This is a genomic window from Nocardia sp. NPDC101769 (assembly GCF_044766925.1).
In the GTDB taxonomy this organism is placed as follows: Bacteria; Actinomycetota; Actinomycetes; order Mycobacteriales; family Mycobacteriaceae; genus Nocardia.
The window spans coordinates 476,437-497,828 of record NZ_JBIWMX010000002.1 but is presented as its reverse complement, the minus strand read 5'-3'; the positions used below and the strand labels follow the sequence as shown (position 1 = coordinate 497,828).

The window sequence follows — 21,392 nt, the reverse complement described above, 5'->3', positions numbered from 1 at the left end:
GGGGCCTTGCCGCAAGACCCCCTCTGCGATATACGTTGAAAGGGGAGGGAAATTCAGGTCGCAATTCGCGATACGACGGCTACTTCAGAACCATGCCCGCGGCGATGAGGGTGATGATCACCATCACCGCGAACCAGGTGATCAGCTGCCAGTGCAGGATCGCGGACTTCTGGCCGGCGACCGTGAGCCGGAGCGTGGCGTCGACCCGATTGTGGTCGGCGATCTTGCGGCGGGTCTGGGCCAGATCATCGGCCTGCTGCTGGGCGGCGATCTCCGCACGCTCCAGGCGGTGGGTCATGCGCAGCAGCTGCTTGGTCTTGTCGCGGGTGGCCTTGCGGGCCAGCGCCAGAGCGGTGCGCTGATTCATGAGTTCCTGGCGCTGCCGTGCGATGACGGCCGCCTGTGTCCGAGTGTGGCGTTCCCAGTCGGTCACCGTCGCCCATCCTCCCGTGTGCTCGTCGCGGCAGCCGAACGCTATTTCTCCGGCCACCCAGCCGGTCACGAATTCACGTAGTTCACAGGCGGATTGGCGAGCCGACACCACACCGCCCGGGCCGGAGGACAGCATGCCGCCGACCACCCGGTACTCGCAACCCTCGGCGGCGAAGTCGTCGAGGCCGAGCGCGGGCAGCTGCGCGGTCCAGAAACCCGGCGGGCAGATCCACAGCACTTCGCCGCAACCGCCGGCTCGAAGCTCTGCGGTGACCGCGCGGGCGCGCGCCAACTCGGGTGGCGCGCTGGACACCTCGATTGCGCCGCAGCGATCACCCTTGCGCCACAGCACATCCGAGAGCTGCGCGCCGACAGCGACATCCAGCTGAACATCCTCGGCACCGGCCGCCAGCAGCCGACCGCGCAGCCAGAATTTGAGCCGCTGCACATCCCAGCGGCAGTCCGCACAGTCGGTTTCCCGGCACCGTTCCCCCGCCGCATGGCCACGCCCGTCAGCACCGCGGACAGCCGCGTCCGCGTCGCCCCGCACAGACTTCTCCACCGTCCCACGCACAGACTTGTCCGAATCCCCCACGGCCGTCGCAGAATTCGCGCGCGGATCCGGGTCGGCCAGGGCCACCGACCGCTCCCGCGGAACTTCCACTCGCCTCGTGCTCACAAGATCACCCCAGCCACCACACTCACCGCAAGGACCGTTTCCGTTGTATCGGAAACCACCAGCCCGAGCCGTCACTTCCAGAGTGCCGCAGGGCATGCGCCCGAAGACACGAAAGCGACCAGATTCGTTACCCAACCGCGAGCCGCGTGTGATCAAGCACGGCGCGGATCGTAACCCGTGCCCGGGATGCCGGCCCGGCCCGCCGCCGCTACTCTTTCGAAATGCCCCCGAGTCAGTCCCCGAAGCCGCAGCTCAGCGCTCTCCATCCGACATTGCGGGCGGCGCGCTCCGCGAACTCGGTGGCATTCGCGCTGCAGGGGTTCTTCCTGGCCGTGATTCTCACCGAGCTCCCGCAGCTGAAGGACAAATTCACGCTCTCCGACGGACTGATCGTGGCGATCGTCGCGCTCATCTCCCTGCTCGCGGGCGCGGGCAGCATCACCGCCGAGCGGATCGCGCTGCACTGGTCGAGCCGCACCGCGCTGCGGATCGGGCTGGCGCTGATCGCGGTCTCCGGTGTGGCGATCGCGCTGTCGCCGAACATCATCGCGGCCTTCGTGGCCCTGGGCGTGTACGGCGTGGCCGTCGGCATCGTGGACGCCGGGACCAATATGCAGGCGGTATTCATACAACATGGCTATGGCCGATTCATTCTGGTCTCGTTCTACGCGGCCTGGAGTGCGGGATCGATCGCCGGCGCGCTGTTCGTCTCGGCGTTCGAGGCGCTGAAGGTGCCGTTGCAGGCGTCGATCCTGGTGGCCGCGGCGGTGGTGGCCATCGGCTGCCTGGCAGCGGGACCTCGACTGCTGGGCACCGACGAGGCGGAAGCCGGTCCGGCCGAACACGAACCGGCCGGCTCGGTGCCGATGCGCATCTTCTGGATCTTCGGCGCGGTGATCGCCCTCGCCTTCGCCATCGACCTGGCGGTGGGCAACTGGTCGGCGCTGTATCTGAAGGACGAACTGCTGTCCTCCTCCGCGACCGCCGCGCTGGCGCTGGCCGCCTACCAGGGCGCGTCGCTGCTCGGCCGCCTCACCGGCGACCTGTGGGTGCGCCGGTTCGGGCCGCGCGCGGTGGTGCGGGTGGCCGCGGCGGTCGGGTCGGTCGGCCTGGTGATCGTGGTCACCGCCCCGGGACCGGTGGCCGCGATCCTCGGATTCCTGGTCGCCGGAATCGGATTGCCGGTGATCGCGCCGCTGTGCTTCAGCGAGGCCGGGCAACTCACCAGCGGACGCGAACTGGACGCGCTCATCGCGCGGCTCAACCTGTTCAACTACGCGGGCACCCTGGTCGGCGGCGCGGTGGTGGGCGCGGTCGCCGACGCCGCCAATCTGCGTGCCGGATTCGCGATACCGCTCGCCTTCGCGGTGGTGCTGATCGGCTGCGCGCGGGTCTTCCACCGCCGCACCGACGACGCCCCCGCGGCCGCCCAGCCCGCCGCGGAGCCTGCTTGACTGGAACGGTGAGCGACACAATGGCCATCACATCGGCGACCGCGGACGACGCCGGCGAACTCGCCGCCGTCGCCGCCGCGACCTTTCCGCTGGCCTGCCCGCCCGGATCCACAGCCGAGGACATGGCCGCCTTCATCGCGGAGGTGCTGTCCGCGGACCGGTTCCGCGAGTACCTCGCCGATCCCGGCCGTGTGGTTCTGAAGGCGGTGCTGGGCGGCGAGATCGTCGGTTACGCGCTGCTCGATGCCACGGAGCCGGCCGATCCCGCCGTGGCGGAGGTCATCACCCTGCGCCCGGTGACCGAGCTCAGCAAGATGTACGTGCTGCCCGGTCAGCACGGCAAAGGCGTCTCGGCGGCACTCATGCAGAGCGCGCTCGAGCGCTCCCGGGCCGACAGCAGCAAGGCCGTGTGGCTGGGCGTGAACCAGCAGAACGCGCGCGCACAGCGCTTCTACGGCAAACACGGCTTCACCGTCGCCGGCACCAAGACCTTCACCGTCGGCAGCCAGCTGCACCACGACTACGTCATGCTGCACGAGTTCTGAAGCTCCAGGCGGCGACCCGAGAAGCGTTGCCGCATCCAGCGATCGTGGGTCACCCGCACCACCGCGCCGGGGTAACCGTCCAGGGCCTGCTCCAGATCCTCCACCAGGGCCGGAGGCATTGCCGTCAAGGTCGTTGGTGGGCTCGTCGAGCAACAGCAACTCCGGTGCGGAGGCCAGGGTGGCCGCCAGCGCCAGGCGGCGGCGCTGACCGCCGGACATCGTGCCCAGCGGCGGCCGAGCGTGCCGGGCGCGGTCAATTCGGCCTCGGCCGTACGCATCCGGGCCTCCGGGTCACGAATATCGCTGAGGGCCAAGTCGATTGCCGCGCCGACTGTGGCGGTGGGCGGCAGCTCCAGACTCTGGCCCGCCGCGCACCCAACTCCCCCGTGGACAAGGAAAACGCCGGGCGGTGAGACCACCCGGCGTTCGCCGTCACATCGTGAACGACCTTGTCAGGCCAGCAGTTTCGCCTTCAGCGCGGCCACGTCCGCGTCGGAGAGCCGCAGGCCGTCGCGCACATAGTTGTCGAAGCTGCCGTAGCTCTTGTCGACCTGGTCGAAGGCCGAATCCAGCGCCGAGGCGGTGACGCCGTTCATCATGTCGCCGTCCTTGGCGCCCCGGTAGTAGTTGGACAGCAGGTAGTCGTAGTAGACCGTGTCCTTGTCCACGCCCAGGATGGTCAGCAGCACTGCCGAGGTCCAGCCGGTGCGATCCTTGCCCGCTGTGCAGTGGAACAGCACGCCGCCCGGGTTGTAGGCGATGTCGCGCAGCACGTTCGCGAAGCCCTCGTTCGCGCCCGGAGCGGTGATGAAGGCGCGATACAGGTCGGTGCCCGCGGACAGGGTCGAGGCCATCACCTGCGGCGGGGCCTGGCCGATGATGTCGTCGTGGTGCTCGGCGGCGCCGGCGGGGACCTTGTCCACGCCCATGAACTGCTGCTCGTAGGTGGTGCGCAGATCGTGGATGGACGCCACGTTCAGCGACGCCAGCTTGGCCAGGTCGGCATCGGTGGCCTTGCTCAGGTCGCCGGTGCGGAAGACCAGACCGGTGCGCACGGTGTGGCCGTTCATGGTCTGGTAGCCGCCGGCGTCCCGGGCGTTGAGCACGCCGGTCAGGCCGAGGGCACGGTTGTCGGTATCGACGAGCACGCTGCTGGTGGCGGCGGGCGGGTCGGCGGCGAAGGCGGTCGCCACCGACCCGAGGCTCGCGGACAGGGCGATGGTGACCACCGCAGCGGCTTGGACAGCACGGTTACGCAAGGCAGATCTCCTTCCGGGGCCGAAAACCGAATCCGGCCCGGCTTTCGCTGACCCCCGGAATTTATTACCTAAGGAAACTATGAGAGAAACCGGGTCCTACCTGGCGGTTACGTGCGTGCCGGACCGGCAGTTACGCGTGGGCCGGTGCTGCGGTTACACGTGAGCCGGGGCTTCGAACCGCGACAGCGCCAGCAGACGCGAGATCGCGCGCAGGTACTTCTTGCGGTAGCCGCCGTCGAGCATCTCCTGGGTGAAGATCTGATCCAGCTTCGCGCCCGAGATGGTGACCGGGATGCCCGCGTCGTACAGACGGTCGGCGAGCACCACGATGCGCAGCGCGACCGCCTGATCGGTCACCGGGTGCACATCCGAGATGTACACGGCCGAGACGTCGTGGATCAGGGCGCCGTAGCGGGACGGGTGCAGCGTGCTCAGGTGCTTCACCAGCGCGTCGAAGTCGTCGAGCGTGGAACCCGGTGTGTCGGCGGCCTTCTCGGCCAGCAGCTCGGGAGCGGTGGGCTCCGGGGCGGGCGGCAGATCGCGGTGCCGGTAGTCGGGGCCGTCGACGCGGACGGCCTCGAACAGCGCACCCAGCTTCTTGATCTCGCGCAGGAAGTCCTGAGCGGCGAAGCGGCCCTCACCCAGCTGGCCCGGCAGGGTGTTGGAGGTGGCGACCACGGAGACGCCGCGGTCGGTCAGCTCGGTGAGCAGGCGCGAGACCAGCATGGTGTCGCCCGGATCGTCGAGCTCGAACTCGTCGATGCACAGCACGCTGTTGGCCGAGAGCCGCTCGACGGCATTGTTGAAGCCCAGCGCGCCAACCAGATTGGTGACCTCACCGAAGGTGCCGAAGGACTTGGGCTCCGGCACGCTGTGGAAGATCGAGGCCAGCAGGTGGGTCTTGCCCACACCGAAGCCGCCGTCCAGGTACAGGCCGATGCCGTGCACCTGCTTCTTCTTACCGAACAGGCTCTTCTTGTCCGCGGACTTGCGGAGCTTGGTCACCTGATCCGCGAACAGCTCGGCCTTCAGCACGGCCGCGGCCTGGGACGGTTCCTTCGGATCCGGGATATAGGAACCGAAGCTCACCTCGTCGAAGGTGGGCGGGGGAACCATCTGGGCCACGAGCTGGTCTGCCGGAACCTCCGGGTGGCGATCGACGAGGCGTTGTTGCACTGCGTCAGCGTAGATGCGTGGTGGGATGGGTCCTTATGCAGCGTATGCCGAATGCGATTCAGCTCACAGATCTCACCCGCGACGACCTGGTCGAGTTATACGCGTATCCGGTCGAGCCATCCGCACCGTACGTCCGTGTCAACTTCGTCACCAGCATCGACGGCGCGGTCAGCGTGGACGGGCGCTCCGGCGCGCTGGGCACGCCCGCCGACAGGCAGGTCTTCGCGCTGCTGCGGGATCTGGCCGACGTGGTGCTGGTCGGAGCAGGAACCGTGCGCGCGGAGAACTACGGTGCGGCACACACCGATTCGGAACTGCGCAAGCGGCTGCACCGGGAGGGACTCGGCGGCGATCCGGACGGGACGCCGCCGCGCATCGCGGTCGTCACCGGCTCCGCCGCGCTGGATCCGGCGAGCAAGCTGTTCACCGACACCGGGGCGCGGCCGATCATCCTCACCACCACCGCCGCGCCCGGCGACCGCAAGAAGCGGCTCCTCGACGCGGGCGCCGAAGTGATCGAATCCGACGCGAACGAATCCACCGTGACCGCCGTCCGCACCGCACTGGACGGTCTCGGACTGCGGCGAGTGCTGTGCGAGGGCGGGCCCTCACTGTTCGGCCAATTCCTCACCGCCGCGGCTGTGGACGAGCTGTGCCTGACCGTATCCCCGCAGCTGGTGGGCGGGACAGCGGGGCGAATCGCGGTGTCCCCCAAGGCCCTGCCCACCCCGATGAGCCCCCGCCACCTGCTGCTCGACACCGACGGCACGATCCTGACCCGATGGGAACGCGCGCACACCCGAGGCTGAAACCGCGTGCCGGACCTGGCAGGCTGTAGCGCATGCGCTGGACTCGGGCCGCTCTGCTGGCGTCGACACTGTCGATATTGGTGACCACCGCCTGTGGGGCCGGGCCGTCCGACCGGCCCGCCGTCGCCGTGGAACAGCCGCATCAGGCCGGAATCGCCACCTCCACCGCGCCCGCCGACGCGACCCCGCCCGCACCCGAGGTACCCAAGGCCGACCTGGCCTGGAAGGACTGCACCGCACCGACATTGAACCTGCTGTCGCTGGGCGCGCCGCCGCAGGGGCTGGTGCTCGAATGCGCCGAATACACCTCGCAGGTGGATGTGGCCGGAAATGTGGCGGGCAACTTCCGCAATGCGGCCATGCGGGCCCGCTACGACCGGACGCCCAAGGACGCCGCGCCGCTCATCCTGACCTCCGGTTCCGACCGGTCCTCGACTGCCACCCTGGCCGGGCTCGCGGCCGGGCCCGCCAGCGCGCTGCTGGCCGCGCGGCCGATCATCGCGGTCGACCGGCGCGGCATCGGCAGCTCCCAGCCGGTGACCTGCATGACCGACCCGCAACGCAAGGCCATCGCCGATCAGACCCAATTCACCCGGGGCGCAACCGATGCCGTGGACACCATGAGCACCGTCGGGCGCGACGCCACCGTCGCCTGCCTGGACTTCCTGGCCCCGGCCCAGGCCACCTTCGACGCACCACACGCCGCCGACGACCTCGAGCAGCTGCGCAAGCAGTTGCAGGTGGACCATCTCGCGCTGCTGGGCACCGGCACCGGCACGAACGTGGCGTTGAACTACGCGCGGAAGTACGGACAGCATCTGGGCCGGCTGGTGCTGGACTCGCCGCAGGGGGTCGGCACGGACGCCAACGGGCGCGCCGAGCAGCGGGTCAAGGGACAGGAGGCCGCGCTCACCGCGTTCGGGCAGCGGTGCGCCTCGCTGAACTGCTCGCTCGGGGGCGACCCGCGGGCAGCCGTCGTCGATCTGGTGAACCGGGCCGGCGCCGGACAGCTCGGCGACCTGTCGGCCGCCGTGCTGGTGACCACCCTGAGCGGCTTCCTCGGCGACTCCCGGGCGCCCGGCAACGCGCAGATCAGCGAATTCGCCGACGCCCTCAGCGCCCTCGGCAAGGGCGACCACGGCCCGATCACGCCGTTCGTGCTGCGCGCCGCCGCGGGGGTCGCCACCGACGGTCAATTCGTCAACCGCTGCAGCGACAATCACGAGCCCTCCACCCCCGCCAAGGCCAAGGAGCTCGAAACCACCTGGGGTACACAGTATCCGGTGTTCGGCAAGGTCGCGGCCATCGACCTGATGGCCTGCTCGGCCTGGCCCGCCGCCACCCCCATGACCCTGCCCGACAAGCTCGACCTGCCGGTCCTGGTGCTCGGTGGCAGCGCCGACCCCGTCACCGGCCAGGACGGCCGGCCCACCGTCACCGGCGCGCTCGGCGCGGCGGGCGCACGCACCTCCACCGTCGTCTGGCAGGGCTGGGGGCACCCGACCTTCGCCCACTCCGGCTGCGCCCAGCAGTCCCTCGCCGACTACCTGAAGGACGCCACGCTGCCCGCCGACGGCACCGCCTGCCCGGCCTGAGTACACACCTGTGAAGTGACGCCGGTCACTACTCGATGGAGTGCGGAGTGTGCTTGACCGGCTTGAGCATTCGGGGCTGGCCGGGGTTTTATCCGACCGGTGTGTGTGGTGTGGCCCGCACAACGCATTAGGCGGGTCGGCGCATGTGTGACGCGCGGATTCGGTGTACCGTGCCCGAGTGTTCCTTCGACAGCTCGAGCCCCGCACCGCTCGCACCACCGCCGAGGTGCTGAACTTCGCACTGTGGCCGCTCGCGATCCTCACCGTGTTGCACCGGGTGTTCATCAACGCTGTCAACTACCACATCACCAATGACTTCACACCGGTGTACAACGCGTCCCTCGCGTTCCTCAACCACCGGCCCGTGTACAACGCGAACTTCAGCTCCACCGATCCGGCCTATCTGTATCCGCCCAGCGGCACGCTGCTCATCTCGCCGCTGGCCATCATCGATCCGGAAAAGTCGCGGTGGGCCTTCATCCTGGTCAATGCGATCGCCCTGCTGCTGGCCTGGTATCTGCTGCTGAAACTGTTCAACTACACGCTGAACTCCGTCGCCGCGCCCGCGCTGCTGCTGGCCATGTTCGTCTCCGAGACGGTGACGAACACATTGGCCTTCACCAATATCAACGGCTGTCTGTTCATGGCCATGCTGGTGTTCATCCACCTACTCCTGAAGCGCAGAGACCTGTGGGCCGGTGTGGCATTGGGGCTGACCATCGCGGTGAAGGGTCCATTGCTGGCGCCCCTGCTGCTGATTCCGCTGGTGCGCGGACAGTGGAGGGTGTTCATCACCGCGCTGGGTATCCCGGTGGCGCTGAACCTGCTGGCCTGGCCGCTGATCGTGGACTACAAGCAGTTCTGGACCCATACGCTGCCGTACCTGTCGGAGGCCCGGGACTACTTCAACAGCGCCATCGTCGGCAATGCCGGGTACTACGGTGTCGCCGAGTGGCTGACCTGGACCATGCGCATCACCGTCGGCGTGCTGGTGTTGATCTCACTGTGGCTGCTGTACCGGTACTACCGCGAGGACGAGGTGTTCTACATCTGCAACACCTCCGGCATCCTGATCACCGCGGCCATGCTGCTGGGCCCGCTGGGCCAGATGTACTACTCGATGTTCCTGTTCCCCATGCTGATGACCGTGGTGTTGCGCAACTCGCTGCTGCGCAACTGGCCCGCGTGGGTGGCGATCTTCGGATTCATGTCCTACGACAAGTGGCTCTCGGACCGCTGGCAGAGCATCGGCCGCGATCTGGAGTACCTGCGCACGACCTTCGGGTGGGGGCTGCTGCTGATCGTGGTGTTCTGCGTGCTGGGCGACCGCTACCTCGCCGCCCGTCGCGAAGGCCGCCTCGAGGCCGGTAAGTCCCTGGATCCCGCGTGGATGCACCCCGAATGGGTCAGCGCCGAACCCGAGGTCACCCTCTCGCCCCGGACGAAGGCAACCGCCTCGTATTAGCGTGGGGCCATGAGTTCCGATGCTGACAGCTCCACAGGGACCGAGGGGCTGCCCGCCCCTCGCATCCAGCTGACCCCGCAGGAATGGCGGACCAAGCTGACCCCGGACGAATACCGGGTGCTGCGCGAAGCGGGCACCGAGCGGGCGTTCACGGGCGAATACACCGACACCGAGACCGAGGGCGTCTACTCCTGCCGGGCCTGCGGGGCCGAATTGTTCCGCAGCGCCGAGAAGTTCCACTCGCACTGCGGGTGGCCGTCGTTCTTCGATCCGGCGAAGTCGGAGGCCGTGCTGCTGGTGGAGGACAACTCGCTGGGGATGCGGCGCGTCGAGGTGCTGTGCGCGAACTGCCACAGTCATCTGGGGCACGTGTTCGAGGGCGAGGGATATCCCACGCCCACGGACAAGCGCTACTGCATCAACTCGATCTCGCTCCGATTGCACCCCTCGGACAGCGCAGCTGAGTGAGTCGCAGAAACACTATGGGGCATGCGCAATTTCGCGCATGCCCCGAATTGTGCGGGCAGGACACCGGCGATCTTCCCACTGACGACATCGGGTCCGGCCGCGGTATGCGGCCGGGCCCTTCTCATCACGGCGTCGCTACGGCAGGGCGGCGATGAGCTGCTCGAGCTCCACGCGCGGGCCGGTGAAGAACGGAATCTCCTCACGCACATGGCGACGCGCCTCGGTGGCGCGCAGGTCGCGCATGAGGTCGACGATGCGGTGCAGCTCGGGGGCCTCGAAGGCGAGGATCCACTCGTAGTCACCCAGGGCGAAGGAGGCCACGGTGTTGGCGCGCACGTCCGGGTAGTCGCGGGCGGCCTTGCCGTGGTCTGCCAGCATCTTGCGGCGCTCCTCGTCGGGCAGCAGGTACCAGTCGTAGGAGCGCACGAACGGATAGACGCAGATGTAGTTGCCCGGCTCCTCACCCGCGAGGAAGGCGGGGATGTGGGACTTGTTGAACTCGGCCGGGCGGTGCAGGGCCGCATTGCTCCAGACCGGGTTGGAGATCTGGCCCAGCTCGGTGACGCGGCGGAAGTCGGCGTAGGCGGCCTGCAGATCCTCGATCTTCTCCGCGTGCCACCAGATCATGAAGTCGGCGTCGGCGCGCAGGCCGGCGACATCGTAGATACCGCGCACCACCACGCCGCGCTCCTCGAGCGAGTCGAAGAAGGCCCGCGCCTCCTTGATCGCCGCCTGGCGATCCTCGCCGAGCACGCCGGGCTCCACCTGGAACACCGAGAACATGAGGTAGCGGATGGTGTCGTTGAGGGCCTTGTAGTCGAGTCGCGCCATGGCCTCCATCGTGCCACTGCGCCCGAACCCGCCCGAAATGGGGCACGGCGGACAGCGTGATTCAGCTCGCACCGGCGGCCCGGGCGGCGATGAGACGCCGCAGGCCGTCGTGAAAAACCGCGTCGCTGGTGAGCAGTTCACTGTTGACGTCCAGATGAGTTGCCGGCACCGGGTATTCGTCCGGGCCGAGGGCGGCCGGGCTGGACCGGGCGATGGCCTCGGGCGTCGCCTCCTCGAGCAACTTCGAGTTCCCAGGCACACGACCAGCGTCGGTTACAGTGGAACAAGGGGGGTCCATCGACTCGGGTGTGTTCCGTGAGCCGTGCCGTGCGGCCGCTCGGCGGAACGAGAATCAGCGACGGAAACGAGAGAAGCGCCAGTGCATCCGACATATGGGGACGTGACAGCGGCTGCCGATCGAATCGCCGGCCACACCCGCCCGGTGGTTCTCGCCCGCGCGGACGCCGACACCGTCCCGGTGGCCGGCGAGGTCTGGTTCGCGCTCGAGCACATGCAGCACACCGGCAGCTTCAAGGCGCGCGGGGCCGCGAATTTCGTACTGGCACAGCGGGAACAGGGGATGCTGCCCAAGGTGGGGATCACCATCGCGTCCGGCGGGAACGCCGGGGTGGCATGCGCGTGGGCCGCCCGGCTGGTCGACTCCGCCGCCACCGTGTTCCTCCCCGACTCCGCACCCGCGGTGAAAGTGGCGCGGCTGCGGGCACTGGGGGCGCAGGTGCTGTGCGGTGGCGACGCCTACGCCGACGCGGCCGCCGAATGCGAGCGCTACGCCGCGGCCAGCGGGGCGCTGCGCTCACACGCCTACGACGATCCCTACATCGCCGCGGGCGCGGGGACACTGCTCGACGAAATCGTCGCGCAGGTGCCGGAACTCGACACCGTGCTGGTCGCGGTCGGTGGCGGCGGGCTGCTGACCGGAATCACGGTGTCGGCCAATCATCACGGTGTGCGGGTGGTGGCGGTCGAACCCGAACACTGCCGCGCCTTCAATGCGGCGGTCGAGGCCGGGGAACCGGTCGATGTCGAAATCGACTCCGTCGCAGCCGATTCCCTCGGCGCGCGCCGCGTCACGCCGATGGCCCTGTCCGCTGCGAACGCAGGCGATGTCCGCTCGGTCCTGGTCAGTGACAAGCAGATCATCGCTGCTCGGCAAACCCTGTGGGACTGCCGCCGTATCGCCGTCGAGCACGGCGCGTCGACGGCCCTGGCCGCCCTGCTGTCGGGCGCCTACGTCCCCGACCCCGGTGAACGGGTGGCGGTCATCGTCTGCGGCGCGAACACCGATCCAGTCGACCTGGTACCCCGCTGAACCCAGCCGGAAACCTTTCGCGGGCAATCACATTGACCAGTCCGTCGGAATCGGTCACGACTGGCGTCTGCCCGTGCCCGCCGCGGCTCGTCGCGGTGGCGGCGTGACGGAGGGTCAGCGCCCGGTATCGACGGAGGCCGGGGTGGGCCGGGCGGGACTGGAGCCAGGAACGATAGCGGTCCCGGCGAGTGGGTCAGGACAGCTGCGCGATGATGCGGGCGGCGGCCTTGGTACCGGTGGCGGCGCAGGCGGGGACGCCGACACCGTCGAGGTAAGCGCCGGCCAGGGCCAGGCCGGGCAGGTCGGCTGTGGCGGAACGCAGATCGGCGATGCGGGTGGTGTGGCCGGGGGCGTACTGCGGGAGGCCGCCGGGCCAGCGCTGGACCACGGCACGCAGGGGACGGATGGCGGCGGCGGTGACGGTGGTGAGGTCTTCGACGGCGGCGGTGATGAGGTCGTCGTCGGACCAGGACAGCGGGGCCGGGTCACCGAAGCGGCCGAAGGAGGCACGGACCAGGGCCACGTCACGGGCGGCCAGGTGCGGCCACTTGCGGCTGGAAAGGGTGAAGGCCTTGGCGCGCAACGGTTCACCGGTGGCGACCAGGATGCCGGAGTTGTCGGGGAGGGGGGTCTCGGGCGGCAAGGCCAGGGCCACCACCGCCGAGGACGCCAGGTCGATTCCGGCGGCCAGTTCGGCGGCCTCCGGGGCCACCTCGCGCAGGAGTTCCGCGGTGACCGGGGCGGGGGTCGCGAGGATCACGCCGTCCACGTCGCCGACCGGGTCGAGCCGCCAGCCCTGCGCGGTGCGGGTGAGAGTTGTGACCGCCGTGCCGGTTTCGGCCTTCACATCGGCGGCGGCACGCAGCGCGTCCAACAGGGCGCGGTAACCGTCACGGATGCCGCCGAACACCGGTGTGGTGCTGGGCGGCGGCAGGGCCTCGGACACGGCCCGGGTCAGGCTGGTCGCGCCGCGATCCAGGGCGGCGGCCAGCGTCGGTAGCGCGGCCCGCACGCCGATCGAATCCGCAAGTCCCGCATACACTCCCCCGAGCAGCGGGTCCACGCTGCGCCGGACCACCTGCTCCCCGAAGCGATCCCGCACCAGCTCCCCCACCGACATGTCCCCGCCCCGCTCCCACCGCAGCGGCCGGGACGGCTCCGCCGCGACGGCGGCCAGGGTCTGCGCATCCACCAGCCCCGCAACCGATTCCGGCGCGGTGGGGATGCCCATCAGCGTCCGCTCCGGCAGCCGATGCCCCACCCCCTCGGACCACACCAGCGGCCGCTTGCCCGCCGGATGAACGAGCTGGTCCGCAATCCCCAACTCCCCCATCAGTTCGGGAATCTCGGGCCGCCGGCCCACGAATGCCTCGGCCCCCAGATCGACCGGATCCCCCTCGATCTCCACGGTCCGCAGGATCCCCCCGACCCGATCCCGCCGCTCCACCAGCATCAGTTCCGCAGACTCCCCGAGTGCCTTCCGCAGCCGATACGCCGCCACCAGCCCACTGATGCCACCACCGACAACCGCGACCCGCATCGACAACTCCTCGCCACTCGTCGAACGCCGCGACCACACGAACCCGCGACCCGCGACCCGCACCTCGACCTCGAGCCGCCCCGAGCCAACCTACTCCCGCCACCCGCTGTCCCCGCCTCCGGTGCCCGCCTCTCGCAGCCCCGTTCCACGTCGGCACAGCCGCCCCGAATCACGCTCACCAGCACCTTCGAGCCGTCCGCCCAGAAATGGCACGCATCGGGACGTGATCGACACCGCCCCGCGAACACCCCGCCGGTCACGGTCCTGCCCGTCACACCCGGCGCGCATCCGCCCGGTCATTCCGGCGAGCGTTCGGCCGGAATCTCGATGAATCCCGGCCGAACCGATGCCGGGCTTCGAGCAGGCGGCCATCCCTGGATGACGAGCGGAAGCTCACACCCGACGTCGTCGAGCCGGCCCTCACGCAGGCCGTCATATCGGCGGTGGGTGGCCTCGGCGACCCCACCCCGAACTCCCCACCTCCCTCGGCCGGCGGGAAGCGCTGGTCAGAGCGGGAGCGGGAGGCTGTGGATCAGGGCTACGGTCTCGGTGATGACGCCGGGGTCGGTATTCGGGAGGACGCCGTGGCCGAGGTTGAAGATGTGACCCTTGGCGCCCAAGGTGATTGCCTCGTCGGCCTCGCGGGCAATGCGGCGCACCTCGGCGTCGATCGCCGCCGGGCCCGCGAAGAGCACGGCCGGATCGAGGTTGCCCTGCAACGCTTTTCCGGGACCGACCCGGCGCGCGGCCTCGTTCAGTGGAATCCGCCAATCGACGCCGACCACGTCCGCGCCCGCTTCGCCCATGGCGCCCAGCAGTTCTCCGGTGCCGACGCCGAAGTGGATGCGCGGCACACCCGCGGACGCGATCTCGGTGAAGACCCGTTCCGAGTGCGGCAGAACGTATTCCCGGTACTGGGCCAGGCTCAGCGCGCCCGCCCAGGAGTCGAACAGCTGCACGGCGTCCACGCCCGCGTCGATCTGGGCGCGCAGGAATTCGATGGTGATGTCGGTGAGCACGCCCAGCAACTGGTGCCAGGTCTCGGGATCGGCGAGCATCATCGCCTTGGTGCGCTCGTGGTTCTTGCTGGGCCCGCCCTCGACCAGGTACGACGCCAAAGTGAACGGGGCACCGGCGAATCCGATCAGCGGGGTGTCACCGAGCGCGTCCAGCAGCAGCCTCACACCGGCGGTGACCGCGCCCACCTCCTCGGCGCGCAGGCGCGGCAGCGCGCGCACATCGGCAACGCTGCGCACCGGATTCGCGATCACCGGGCCGACGCCGGCCACGATGTCGAGATCGATGCCGGCGGCCTTGAGCGGAACCACGATGTCGGAGAAGAGGATTGCCGCATCCACCTGGTGGCGGCGGATCGGCTGCATGGTGATCTCGCACACCAGCTCCGGATCGAAACATGATTCCAGCATGCCGATTCCGGCGCGCACCTCGCGATACTCCGGAAGGGACCGGCCAGCCTGTCTCATGAACCACACCGGACGCCGATGCGGCACGCCACCGGTTGCGGCGGCAAGGAACGGGGCATCGGTCAGCAGGCGTCGGGTGTGAGTACTCATCACCGCCCATCGTAAAGGGGGCCCGGCGGCGCGCCTCGCACTACTGGGCACCGGAGAGGTCTACGGTGCCTTTCGTGACACCGCTCGACTTCCGCGACGGCGCTGCCCCCACCCCGGAGCCCGAAGAACCACCCCGGTTCCGCGCCGCGGTCGAGGCCATGGGAACCGCATCTGTGCATCCTCGAATCGAGCTGGCACCGATCCGCCCGCCGCAGCGCCTCGCCCCGTACTCGTACGCCCTCGGCGCGGAGGTCACGCGACCCGATACGAATGTGGTGCCCGTCGACTCCGAGGGCGATGCGTTCGGCCGGCTGATCCTGCTGCACGACCCGGCCGGGCAGGAAGCCTGGCACGGGGTGTTCCGTCTGGTCGCCTACATCCAGGCCGACATCGACTCCGCCCTCGCCGCCGACCCGCTGCTGCCGGAGGTGGCGTGGAGCTGGCTGGTCGACGCGCTGGACTCGCGCACCTCCTTCACCGCCCTCGGCGGCACGGTCACTTCCACCAGCTCGGTGCGCTACGGCGACATCGCCGGGCCGCCGCGCGCGCACCAGCTCGAACTGCGCGCCTCCTGGACGGTGTCCGACACCGTCATGCGGCCGCACGTGGAAGCCTTCTGCGAGGTGCTCGCCTATGCGGCCGGACTGCCGCCCGCGGGGGTAACCCCTCTGGACGTGCGCCGGGGCGAGAGCACCGAGTAGTTGGGCGCGAGATCGGGGCGGCCGATCCGCGAATTCTCGCGCCGGTCGCCGGAAAATCCCCTCTCGCCTGCGAGAACATCTGTACTGCAACGAAATCGACGGCCGCCACGTACGATTCCCCATGGCCCGACGCAGTGTCACGGCCGGTCGTTTCACCGACGTGACGCGGCCCGCCAATGCCCAACCCGTAGAGTTCAAGACCATGTCCGTACCAGATGAACCCGAAGCCACTGCCGCGGTACCGTTGCTCGCGCCAGTGGACGGTGTACCGCCGGTACTGGACTCCGCCGCCACAGTGGCCGCCGCCGCCCGCCGGCTCGCCGCCGGCAGCGGACCGCTCGCGGTCGACGCCGAGCGCGCCTCCGGCTTCCGCTACTCCAATCGTGCGTACCTGATCCAGCTGCGCCGCCAGGGTGCGGGCACCTTCCTCATCGACCCGATCCCGGTGGACGGGGAACTCGCGCCGCTGGCCGAGGCGATCAACGATCTGGAGTGGGTGCTGCACTCCGCGGATCAGGATCTGCCCGGGCTGGCCGAACTCGGGCTGCACCCCGCCCGGCTCTTCGACACCGAACTCGGTGGCCGCCTCGCGGGTTATGAGCGCGTGGGCCTGGCCGCCATGGTGGAGAAGCTGCTCGGCCGTGAGCTGCGCAAGGGCCACGGCGCGGCCGACTGGTCCACCCGGCCGCTGCCCGACGACTGGCTGAACTACGCGGCCCTCGATGTCGAGCTACTCATCGAGCTGCGCGACGCGGTCGCCGCGGACCTGGCCGACCAGGGCAAATCCGAGTGGGCCGCAGAGGAATTCGAGCACGTGCGCACCGCCGAGCCGGCCGGCCCCAAGGCCGACCGCTGGCGGCGCACCTCCGGCATCCACACCCTGCGCCGCACCCGCCAGCTCGCCATCGTCCGCGAACTATGGACGACCCGCGACCGCCTGGCCCGCCTGCGCGACGTGGCCCCCGCCCGCATCCTCCCGGACTCGGCCATCGTGGCCGCCGCCACCAATGAGCCCAGGTCCATCGCCCAGCTGCGCACCCTGCCGATCTTCGGCGGCCCCCGCCAGCGTCGCTACTCGCGTGAATGGCTCGGCGCGGTGGAACGCGCCCGCACCCTTCCCGACAGTGAGCTCCCGCCGCTCACCCAGCCCTTCGACGGCCCGCCCCCGGTCAACCGCTGGGAGCGCCGCGACCCGGCCGCCGCCGCTCGCCTGCAGTGCGCCCGCGCGGCCATGACCGACCTCTCCGCCGAGGTGTCGGTCCCGGTCGAGAACCTGCTCACCCCGGACCTGCTGCGCCGCATGTGCTGGGATGGCCTGCCCAAATCGGTCGCCAACGGCGAGGCGCCGACCCTCATCGAGGGCTACCTCGCCGCGGGCGGCGCCCGCCCCTGGCAGCGCGCCCTGACCGTCCCGCGCCTGAGCGAAGCCCTGTACCCGAAGGACTGACCCCGGGAATATCGCCCAAGAAAGTCGGGGCACACGGTTTTTCTGAAGCGAGCGCATTTCACTGACGGGCGAAGTTAGATTCTGTCGACCCCGGACAAAGGGGTACGAAAGAGGAGTCCACGAATGCACCGCGACGCTCGCACCATGCGTCACATCAACTGGGGCGCAACAACTTTGGCCCTGGCCGCTACCATCACGGCGCTGTCCACCACCACCGCTGCCGCCTCCCTCGGATTTCCCGTGCTCATCGATGCCGCAACCGGCGCGGAGGTGGGGTCCGCGGTCGTCGGACACGCGTACACGTACTACGCGGGCATCAACTTCCAGCCCATGTTGGCGAGCACAGCGGACTTCTACGACAACGGGCAATGCATCGGAAGCGCCCCGATATCGGGTCCGGGTGCACTCCAGATCACCTGGGTTCCCGCCGCCACCGGATCGCACACGCTCACCATCGTCGGCGGCGTCAAGGAGATCTCGGAGAAGTACGACGTGACTGCCGCGCCCGCGGGATCCACCCCCGCCCAGCCGCCGAAGCAACCCGGCTGCGGCGGTGGCGGCAGCGCCAACCTCATCGGATCCGGCAGCGCCGCCCTCGACGGATCCGGCAGCGCCGGACTCTGATCACGAAAGCGGAATAGACGGCAACGAAATGCGCATCACTCACCACACCGCACGGCGCATCGGCTGGGGCACAACAACTCTGGCACTGGCAGCGATCATCACCGCACTGTCCACGCCCACCGCGACCGCCGATATCGAGTACGAGGTTCCCAATGTCTGGGATTGCTCGACCGGCACCTGCACGCTGCCATCAACCTACGTCGTCGGACACACCTACTCCTTCGACACGGGTTCCCCCGGGGGCACGGACTCCTGGCAGTCCATGTACTCTTCCGCGAACTTCTACGACGACGGGAAATGCCTCGGCAGCATCTCACTCCCGCACGCCGGCCACGTGGCCGTCACGTGGGTTCCGACCACCACCGGAACACACAAGCTCTCCCTCACGCTCATAGGCGTTATCCCGTTCATGGCGTCCCAGCCGACAGTGATCCCGGTGTCCGTGGTCGCCGCGCCACCGGGATCACCTACCCCACAGCAGCCACCGCCGCAGGGCACCTGCGTCGGATCCGGCAGCGGCAGTCTGCTCGGCTCCGGCAGTGCGAACCTGCTCGGATCCGGCAGTTAGAACGCGCCGGGCGCGCGGCGGCCGTTCGCTCAGTCCTGGAATTCGGGTGGGCGGCGGTCGCGGCGGGCTCGGATGGCCTCGTCGAAGTTGTCGGTGGTGAGGCGGACGTAGAGCTGGGCCATGCCCTCGTTCTGCATGTGGGATTCGAAACTGCCCGCCTCCAAGCCATTCCAGAGGAGGCGTTTGGTGAGTTCGCCGCCGACCCGGCTCCAGCGGATGATCTGGTCGGCGGTGTCGTAGGCGGCCTCGAGGAGTTTGTCGCCGGGGACGACACGGGAGACGATGCCGATGCGCTCGGCTTCCGCGGCATCCACATCGCGGCCGGTGAGCATGATCTCGAAGGCGCGGGTGGAGCCGATGGCCCGCGGCAGTGTGTAGCTGATACCGAGTTCGGCCGAGGTCAGGCCGTTGTTGATGCCCGCCGCGCGGAAATACGCGTCCTCCGAGGCGATTCGGATATCGGTCCCCATGGCGAGGCAGAACCCGCCGCCGATGGCCGCGCCGTTGATGGCACTGATCACCGGCTGGTGCATCCGCTTGATCGTGAGCATCACATTGTTCAGCAGCTCCATCGAGCGCCGCGCAATGCTGGTGCGCGTCAACCCCTCTACCCCGGGCACCTTGCCCGCGTGCTGCAGATCCGCGCCCGAGCAGAACCCGTGCCCGGCACCCGTGAGCACCACCACCCGCACGTCGTTGTCGGCCGCCACGCCCTCGAGGGTCTCCCGCAGCGGCACCATCACGTCGAACGCCATGGCGTTCATCCGGTCCGGCCGGTTCAACGTGACCAACGCAATCCCCGGCCGCGGCTTCTCGACAAGCACAAACGACATCCGAACTCCCGTCCCGAAACTGTAACCTGTTTCAGAATCTACGCGAGAACCCCAGCTCCGTATAGAAAACGGGCCCGCGATCGGAGGATCGCGGGCCCGTCACGAGCGGAACGTCACTCGACCGCCGGGAGCAGGGCCTGCTCGATCTCGCTGCCGGAGGCGTCGGCGGCGCCTAGCCACACGTGCACACGCTGGGCCACCTCGCCCGGAGTGAGGCCGAGATCCTGGTGGATCTTGGCGCGGGAGGAGTGGTCCAGGAATTGCTGGGGGACGCCGAGGTCGCGGGCCGGGACGTCGACACCCGAACTGCGGAGCCGGGCGGAAACTGTGGAGCCGATGCCGCCGTGCAGGCCACTGTCCTCGAGGGTGACCACCAGGCGGTGGTTCTCGGCCAGCTTCACCACGGTGTCGGAGACCGGGAGGACCCAGCGCGGGTCGACGACGGTCACCGAGACGCCCTCGGCCTCCAGCAGATCCGCGACCTTGAGAGCGAGGTCGGCGAAGGCGCCGACCGCGACCAGCAGGACATCGGCGTGCACCGAGTACGCGGCAGCATCTTTCACGTCGGGCAGGCGCAGCACATCCACGCCCTCGAAGCGTTCCACCGCCGGAATCTCTTCGATCGCAGGACCCTTGGGGAAGCGGATGGCGGTGGGCCCGTCGCGGATGTTCAGGGCCTCCCCCAATTCCTCACGCAGGCGGGCGGCGTCGCGCGGGGCGGCGACCCGGATGCCCGGGATGATGCCCAGCACCGACAGGTCCCACATGCCGTTGTGCGAGGCGCCGTCGTCGCCGGTGATGCCGGCGCGATCGAGCACCAGGGTCACCGGGAGCTTGAGCAGCGCCACATCCATGAGCAGCTGGTCGAAGGCCCGATTGAGGAAGGTGGAGTAGATGGCCACCACCGGATGCAGACCGCCCAGGGCCATTCCGGCCGCGGAGGTCATGGCGTGCTGTTCGGCGATGCCGACGTCGAACATGCGGTCCGGGAAGCGTTCTCCGAACGGGGTGAGTCCGGTCGGCCCGGGCATGGCGGCGGTAATGGCGACAATATCGTCGCGCTGCTCGCCCTGGGCGATGAGTTCCTTGGAGAACACCGAAGTCCAGCTGGTGCCCGAGGATCCGGCGAGCGGTTCACCGGTCTCCGGATCGATCACGCCGATCGAATGCATCTGGTCGGCTTCATGATCCACCGCCGGCTTGTAGCCGCGACCCTTCTGCGTCACCGCGTGCACGATGACCGGACCGCCGAAGTCCTTGGCCCGCCGCAGCGCGGCCTCCAACTGCACCGGATCGTGCCCGTCGACCGGGCCCACATACTTCAGCCCGAGATCGCTGAACAGTTCCTGCGGCGCGACCGCGTCCTTGATGCCGGTCTTGATGGCGTGCAGCATCGAGTACGCCGAATCCCCCACGCGCGGAATGCTCTGGACGATCCGCTTGGTGGCGTCGAGCGCGTGCTCGTAGGCGGGCTGAGTGCGCAGCCCGGCGAGCCGCTCGGCGAGCCCACCGATGGTCGGCGCGTAGGAGCGGCCATTGTCATTGACCACCACGATGACCGAGCGGTCCTGCCCGGCGGCGATATTGTTCAGCGCCTCCCAGCACATGCCGCCGGTGAGCGCGCCGTCACCGACGACCGCGACCACATGCCGCTTCTGCCGGGTCAGCGCGAACGCCTTGGCGATGCCGTCCGCATAGGACAGCGAGGCCGACGCGTGCGAGGACTCCACCCAGTCGTGGGCGCTCTCGGCCCGGCTCGGGTACCCCGACAGTCCGCCCTCTTTGCGCAGCGTGTCGAACCCGTCCTTGCGGCCGGTAAGGATCTTGTGCACGTAGGCCTGATGCCCGGTATCGAAGATGATCGGGTCGGCCGGCGAGTCGAAAACCCGGTGCAACGCGATGGTCAGCTCCACGACGCCGAGGTTCGGCCCCAGGTGCCCGCCGGTGACGGCGACCTTCCGCACCAGGAACTCACGAATCTCCTCGGCCAGCTCGTGCAGCTCCGGTACCGACAGCCGACGCAGGTCCTCGGGCGTGTCGACCCGGGAAAGCACTCCCACGG

The 21,392-nt window shown here is 69.1% G+C and carries 20 protein-coding genes and 1 pseudogene; 11 read left to right on the top strand and 10 right to left on the bottom strand.

The window, feature by feature from the left end:
* Window positions 1-79: 79 nt before the first annotated feature.
* Window positions 80-1,111 (bottom strand): hypothetical protein, encoded by a 1,032-nt coding sequence (locus ACIRRA_RS05335; RefSeq protein ID WP_402763354.1) that lies wholly within the window; start codon window positions 1,109-1,111, stop codon window positions 80-82.
* A 221-nt stretch (window positions 1,112-1,332) separates the two neighbouring features.
* Between ACIRRA_RS05335 and ACIRRA_RS05330 the strand changes: the two genes are divergently transcribed.
* Complete coding sequence (locus ACIRRA_RS05330; RefSeq protein ID WP_402763352.1) at window positions 1,333-2,565, top strand: MFS transporter; 1,233 nt, start codon at window positions 1,333-1,335, stop codon at window positions 2,563-2,565.
* A 20-nt stretch (window positions 2,566-2,585) separates the two neighbouring features.
* Window positions 2,586-3,110, top strand: coding sequence for a GNAT family N-acetyltransferase (locus ACIRRA_RS05325; protein WP_402763716.1), 525 nt, complete (start codon window positions 2,586-2,588; stop codon window positions 3,108-3,110).
* On the opposite strand, the pseudogene ACIRRA_RS05320 reads toward ACIRRA_RS05325, so the two are convergent.
* The 3 genes and pseudogenes from ACIRRA_RS05320 to zapE all read right to left on the bottom strand — a co-directional run.
* Window positions 3,086-3,544 (bottom strand): annotated as a pseudogene (locus ACIRRA_RS05320) (ATP-binding cassette domain-containing protein); the annotation flags it as partial. The gene ACIRRA_RS05325 and the pseudogene ACIRRA_RS05320 overlap by 25 nt on opposite strands.
* Before the next feature lie 18 nt (window positions 3,545-3,562).
* Window positions 3,563-4,369, bottom strand: coding sequence for a tyrosine-protein phosphatase (locus ACIRRA_RS05315; protein WP_402763349.1), 807 nt, complete (start codon window positions 4,367-4,369; stop codon window positions 3,563-3,565).
* A 153-nt stretch (window positions 4,370-4,522) separates the two neighbouring features.
* Window positions 4,523-5,545: a cell division protein ZapE gene (gene zapE, locus ACIRRA_RS05310; protein WP_402763346.1), complete on the bottom strand. Its 1,023-nt coding sequence runs from the start codon at window positions 5,543-5,545 to the stop codon at window positions 4,523-4,525.
* Window positions 5,546-5,580: 35 nt separating this feature from the next.
* On the opposite strand from zapE, the gene ACIRRA_RS05305 reads away from it, so the two are divergent.
* The 4 genes from ACIRRA_RS05305 (at window position 5,581) to msrB (ending at window position 9,882) form a co-directional block, all read left to right on the top strand.
* A complete protein-coding gene (locus ACIRRA_RS05305; RefSeq protein ID WP_402763343.1) occupies window positions 5,581-6,354 on the top strand; it encodes a pyrimidine reductase family protein in 774 nt (257 codons plus the stop codon).
* A gap of 32 nt (window positions 6,355-6,386) precedes the next feature.
* A complete protein-coding gene (locus ACIRRA_RS05300) occupies window positions 6,387-7,949 on the top strand; it encodes an alpha/beta fold hydrolase (RefSeq protein WP_402763340.1) in 1,563 nt (520 codons plus the stop codon).
* A 178-nt stretch (window positions 7,950-8,127) separates the two neighbouring features.
* A complete protein-coding gene (locus ACIRRA_RS05295) occupies window positions 8,128-9,414 on the top strand; it encodes a glycosyltransferase family 87 protein (RefSeq protein WP_402763338.1) in 1,287 nt (428 codons plus the stop codon).
* 9 nt (window positions 9,415-9,423) lie between these two features.
* Window positions 9,424-9,882 carry a peptide-methionine (R)-S-oxide reductase MsrB gene (msrB, locus tag ACIRRA_RS05290; protein WP_402763336.1) on the top strand — a complete coding sequence of 153 codons (459 nt, stop codon included), beginning with the start codon at window positions 9,424-9,426 and terminating at the stop codon, window positions 9,880-9,882.
* A gap of 135 nt (window positions 9,883-10,017) precedes the next feature.
* On the opposite strand, the gene hemQ is transcribed toward msrB, so the two are convergent.
* The gene (gene hemQ, locus ACIRRA_RS05285; protein WP_356998029.1) at window positions 10,018-10,713 is read right to left on the bottom strand and encodes a hydrogen peroxide-dependent heme synthase; all 696 of its coding nucleotides are present in this window, start codon (window positions 10,711-10,713) and stop codon (window positions 10,018-10,020) included.
* Window positions 10,714-10,774: 61 nt separating this feature from the next.
* A complete protein-coding gene (locus tag ACIRRA_RS05280) occupies window positions 10,775-10,972 on the bottom strand; it encodes a hypothetical protein (protein WP_402763333.1) in 198 nt (65 codons plus the stop codon).
* Window positions 10,973-11,035: 63 nt separating this feature from the next.
* On the opposite strand from ACIRRA_RS05280, the gene ACIRRA_RS05275 reads away from it, so the two are divergent.
* Window positions 11,036-12,043, top strand: coding sequence for a threonine/serine dehydratase (locus tag ACIRRA_RS05275; RefSeq protein ID WP_402763330.1), 1,008 nt, complete (start codon window positions 11,036-11,038; stop codon window positions 12,041-12,043).
* A gap of 193 nt (window positions 12,044-12,236) precedes the next feature.
* Here ACIRRA_RS05275 and ACIRRA_RS05270 read toward each other — a convergent pair whose 3' ends face one another.
* Both ACIRRA_RS05270 and hemE read right to left on the bottom strand, forming a co-directional pair.
* Window positions 12,237-13,583, bottom strand: coding sequence for a protoporphyrinogen oxidase (locus ACIRRA_RS05270; protein WP_402763328.1), 1,347 nt, complete (start codon window positions 13,581-13,583; stop codon window positions 12,237-12,239).
* Between the two features lie 506 nt (window positions 13,584-14,089).
* On the bottom strand, window positions 14,090-15,157 hold the full coding sequence (gene hemE, locus ACIRRA_RS05265; protein ID WP_402763325.1) for a uroporphyrinogen decarboxylase: 1,068 nt from the start codon (window positions 15,155-15,157) through the stop codon (window positions 14,090-14,092).
* Window positions 15,158-15,231: 74 nt separating this feature from the next.
* Here hemE and ACIRRA_RS05260 point away from each other — a divergent pair, with 74 nt between their 5' ends.
* From ACIRRA_RS05260 to ACIRRA_RS05245, 4 genes are all read left to right on the top strand, one after another.
* Complete coding sequence (locus ACIRRA_RS05260; RefSeq protein WP_356998038.1) at window positions 15,232-15,858, top strand: DUF3000 domain-containing protein; 627 nt, start codon at window positions 15,232-15,234, stop codon at window positions 15,856-15,858.
* A 202-nt stretch (window positions 15,859-16,060) separates the two neighbouring features.
* Entirely contained in the window at window positions 16,061-17,305 is a 1,245-nt protein-coding gene (locus tag ACIRRA_RS05255) for an HRDC domain-containing protein (RefSeq protein WP_402763715.1), read from the top strand.
* Between the two features lie 123 nt (window positions 17,306-17,428).
* Window positions 17,429-17,929, top strand: a complete 501-nt coding sequence (locus tag ACIRRA_RS05250) for a hypothetical protein (protein ID WP_402763322.1) — start codon at window positions 17,429-17,431, stop codon at window positions 17,927-17,929.
* A 28-nt stretch (window positions 17,930-17,957) separates the two neighbouring features.
* A complete protein-coding gene (locus tag ACIRRA_RS05245; protein ID WP_402763319.1) occupies window positions 17,958-18,497 on the top strand; it encodes a hypothetical protein in 540 nt (179 codons plus the stop codon).
* Window positions 18,498-18,526: 29 nt separating this feature from the next.
* Here the strand turns inward: ACIRRA_RS05245 and ACIRRA_RS05240 are convergent, their stop codons facing one another.
* Both ACIRRA_RS05240 and dxs read right to left on the bottom strand, forming a co-directional pair.
* Window positions 18,527-19,330, bottom strand: a complete 804-nt coding sequence (locus ACIRRA_RS05240) for an enoyl-CoA hydratase (RefSeq protein WP_356998043.1) — start codon at window positions 19,328-19,330, stop codon at window positions 18,527-18,529.
* A 113-nt stretch (window positions 19,331-19,443) separates the two neighbouring features.
* Window positions 19,444-21,390 (bottom strand): 1-deoxy-D-xylulose-5-phosphate synthase, encoded by a 1,947-nt coding sequence (gene dxs, locus ACIRRA_RS05235; RefSeq protein ID WP_402763315.1) that lies wholly within the window; start codon window positions 21,388-21,390, stop codon window positions 19,444-19,446.
* Window positions 21,391-21,392: the final 2 nt, after the last annotated feature.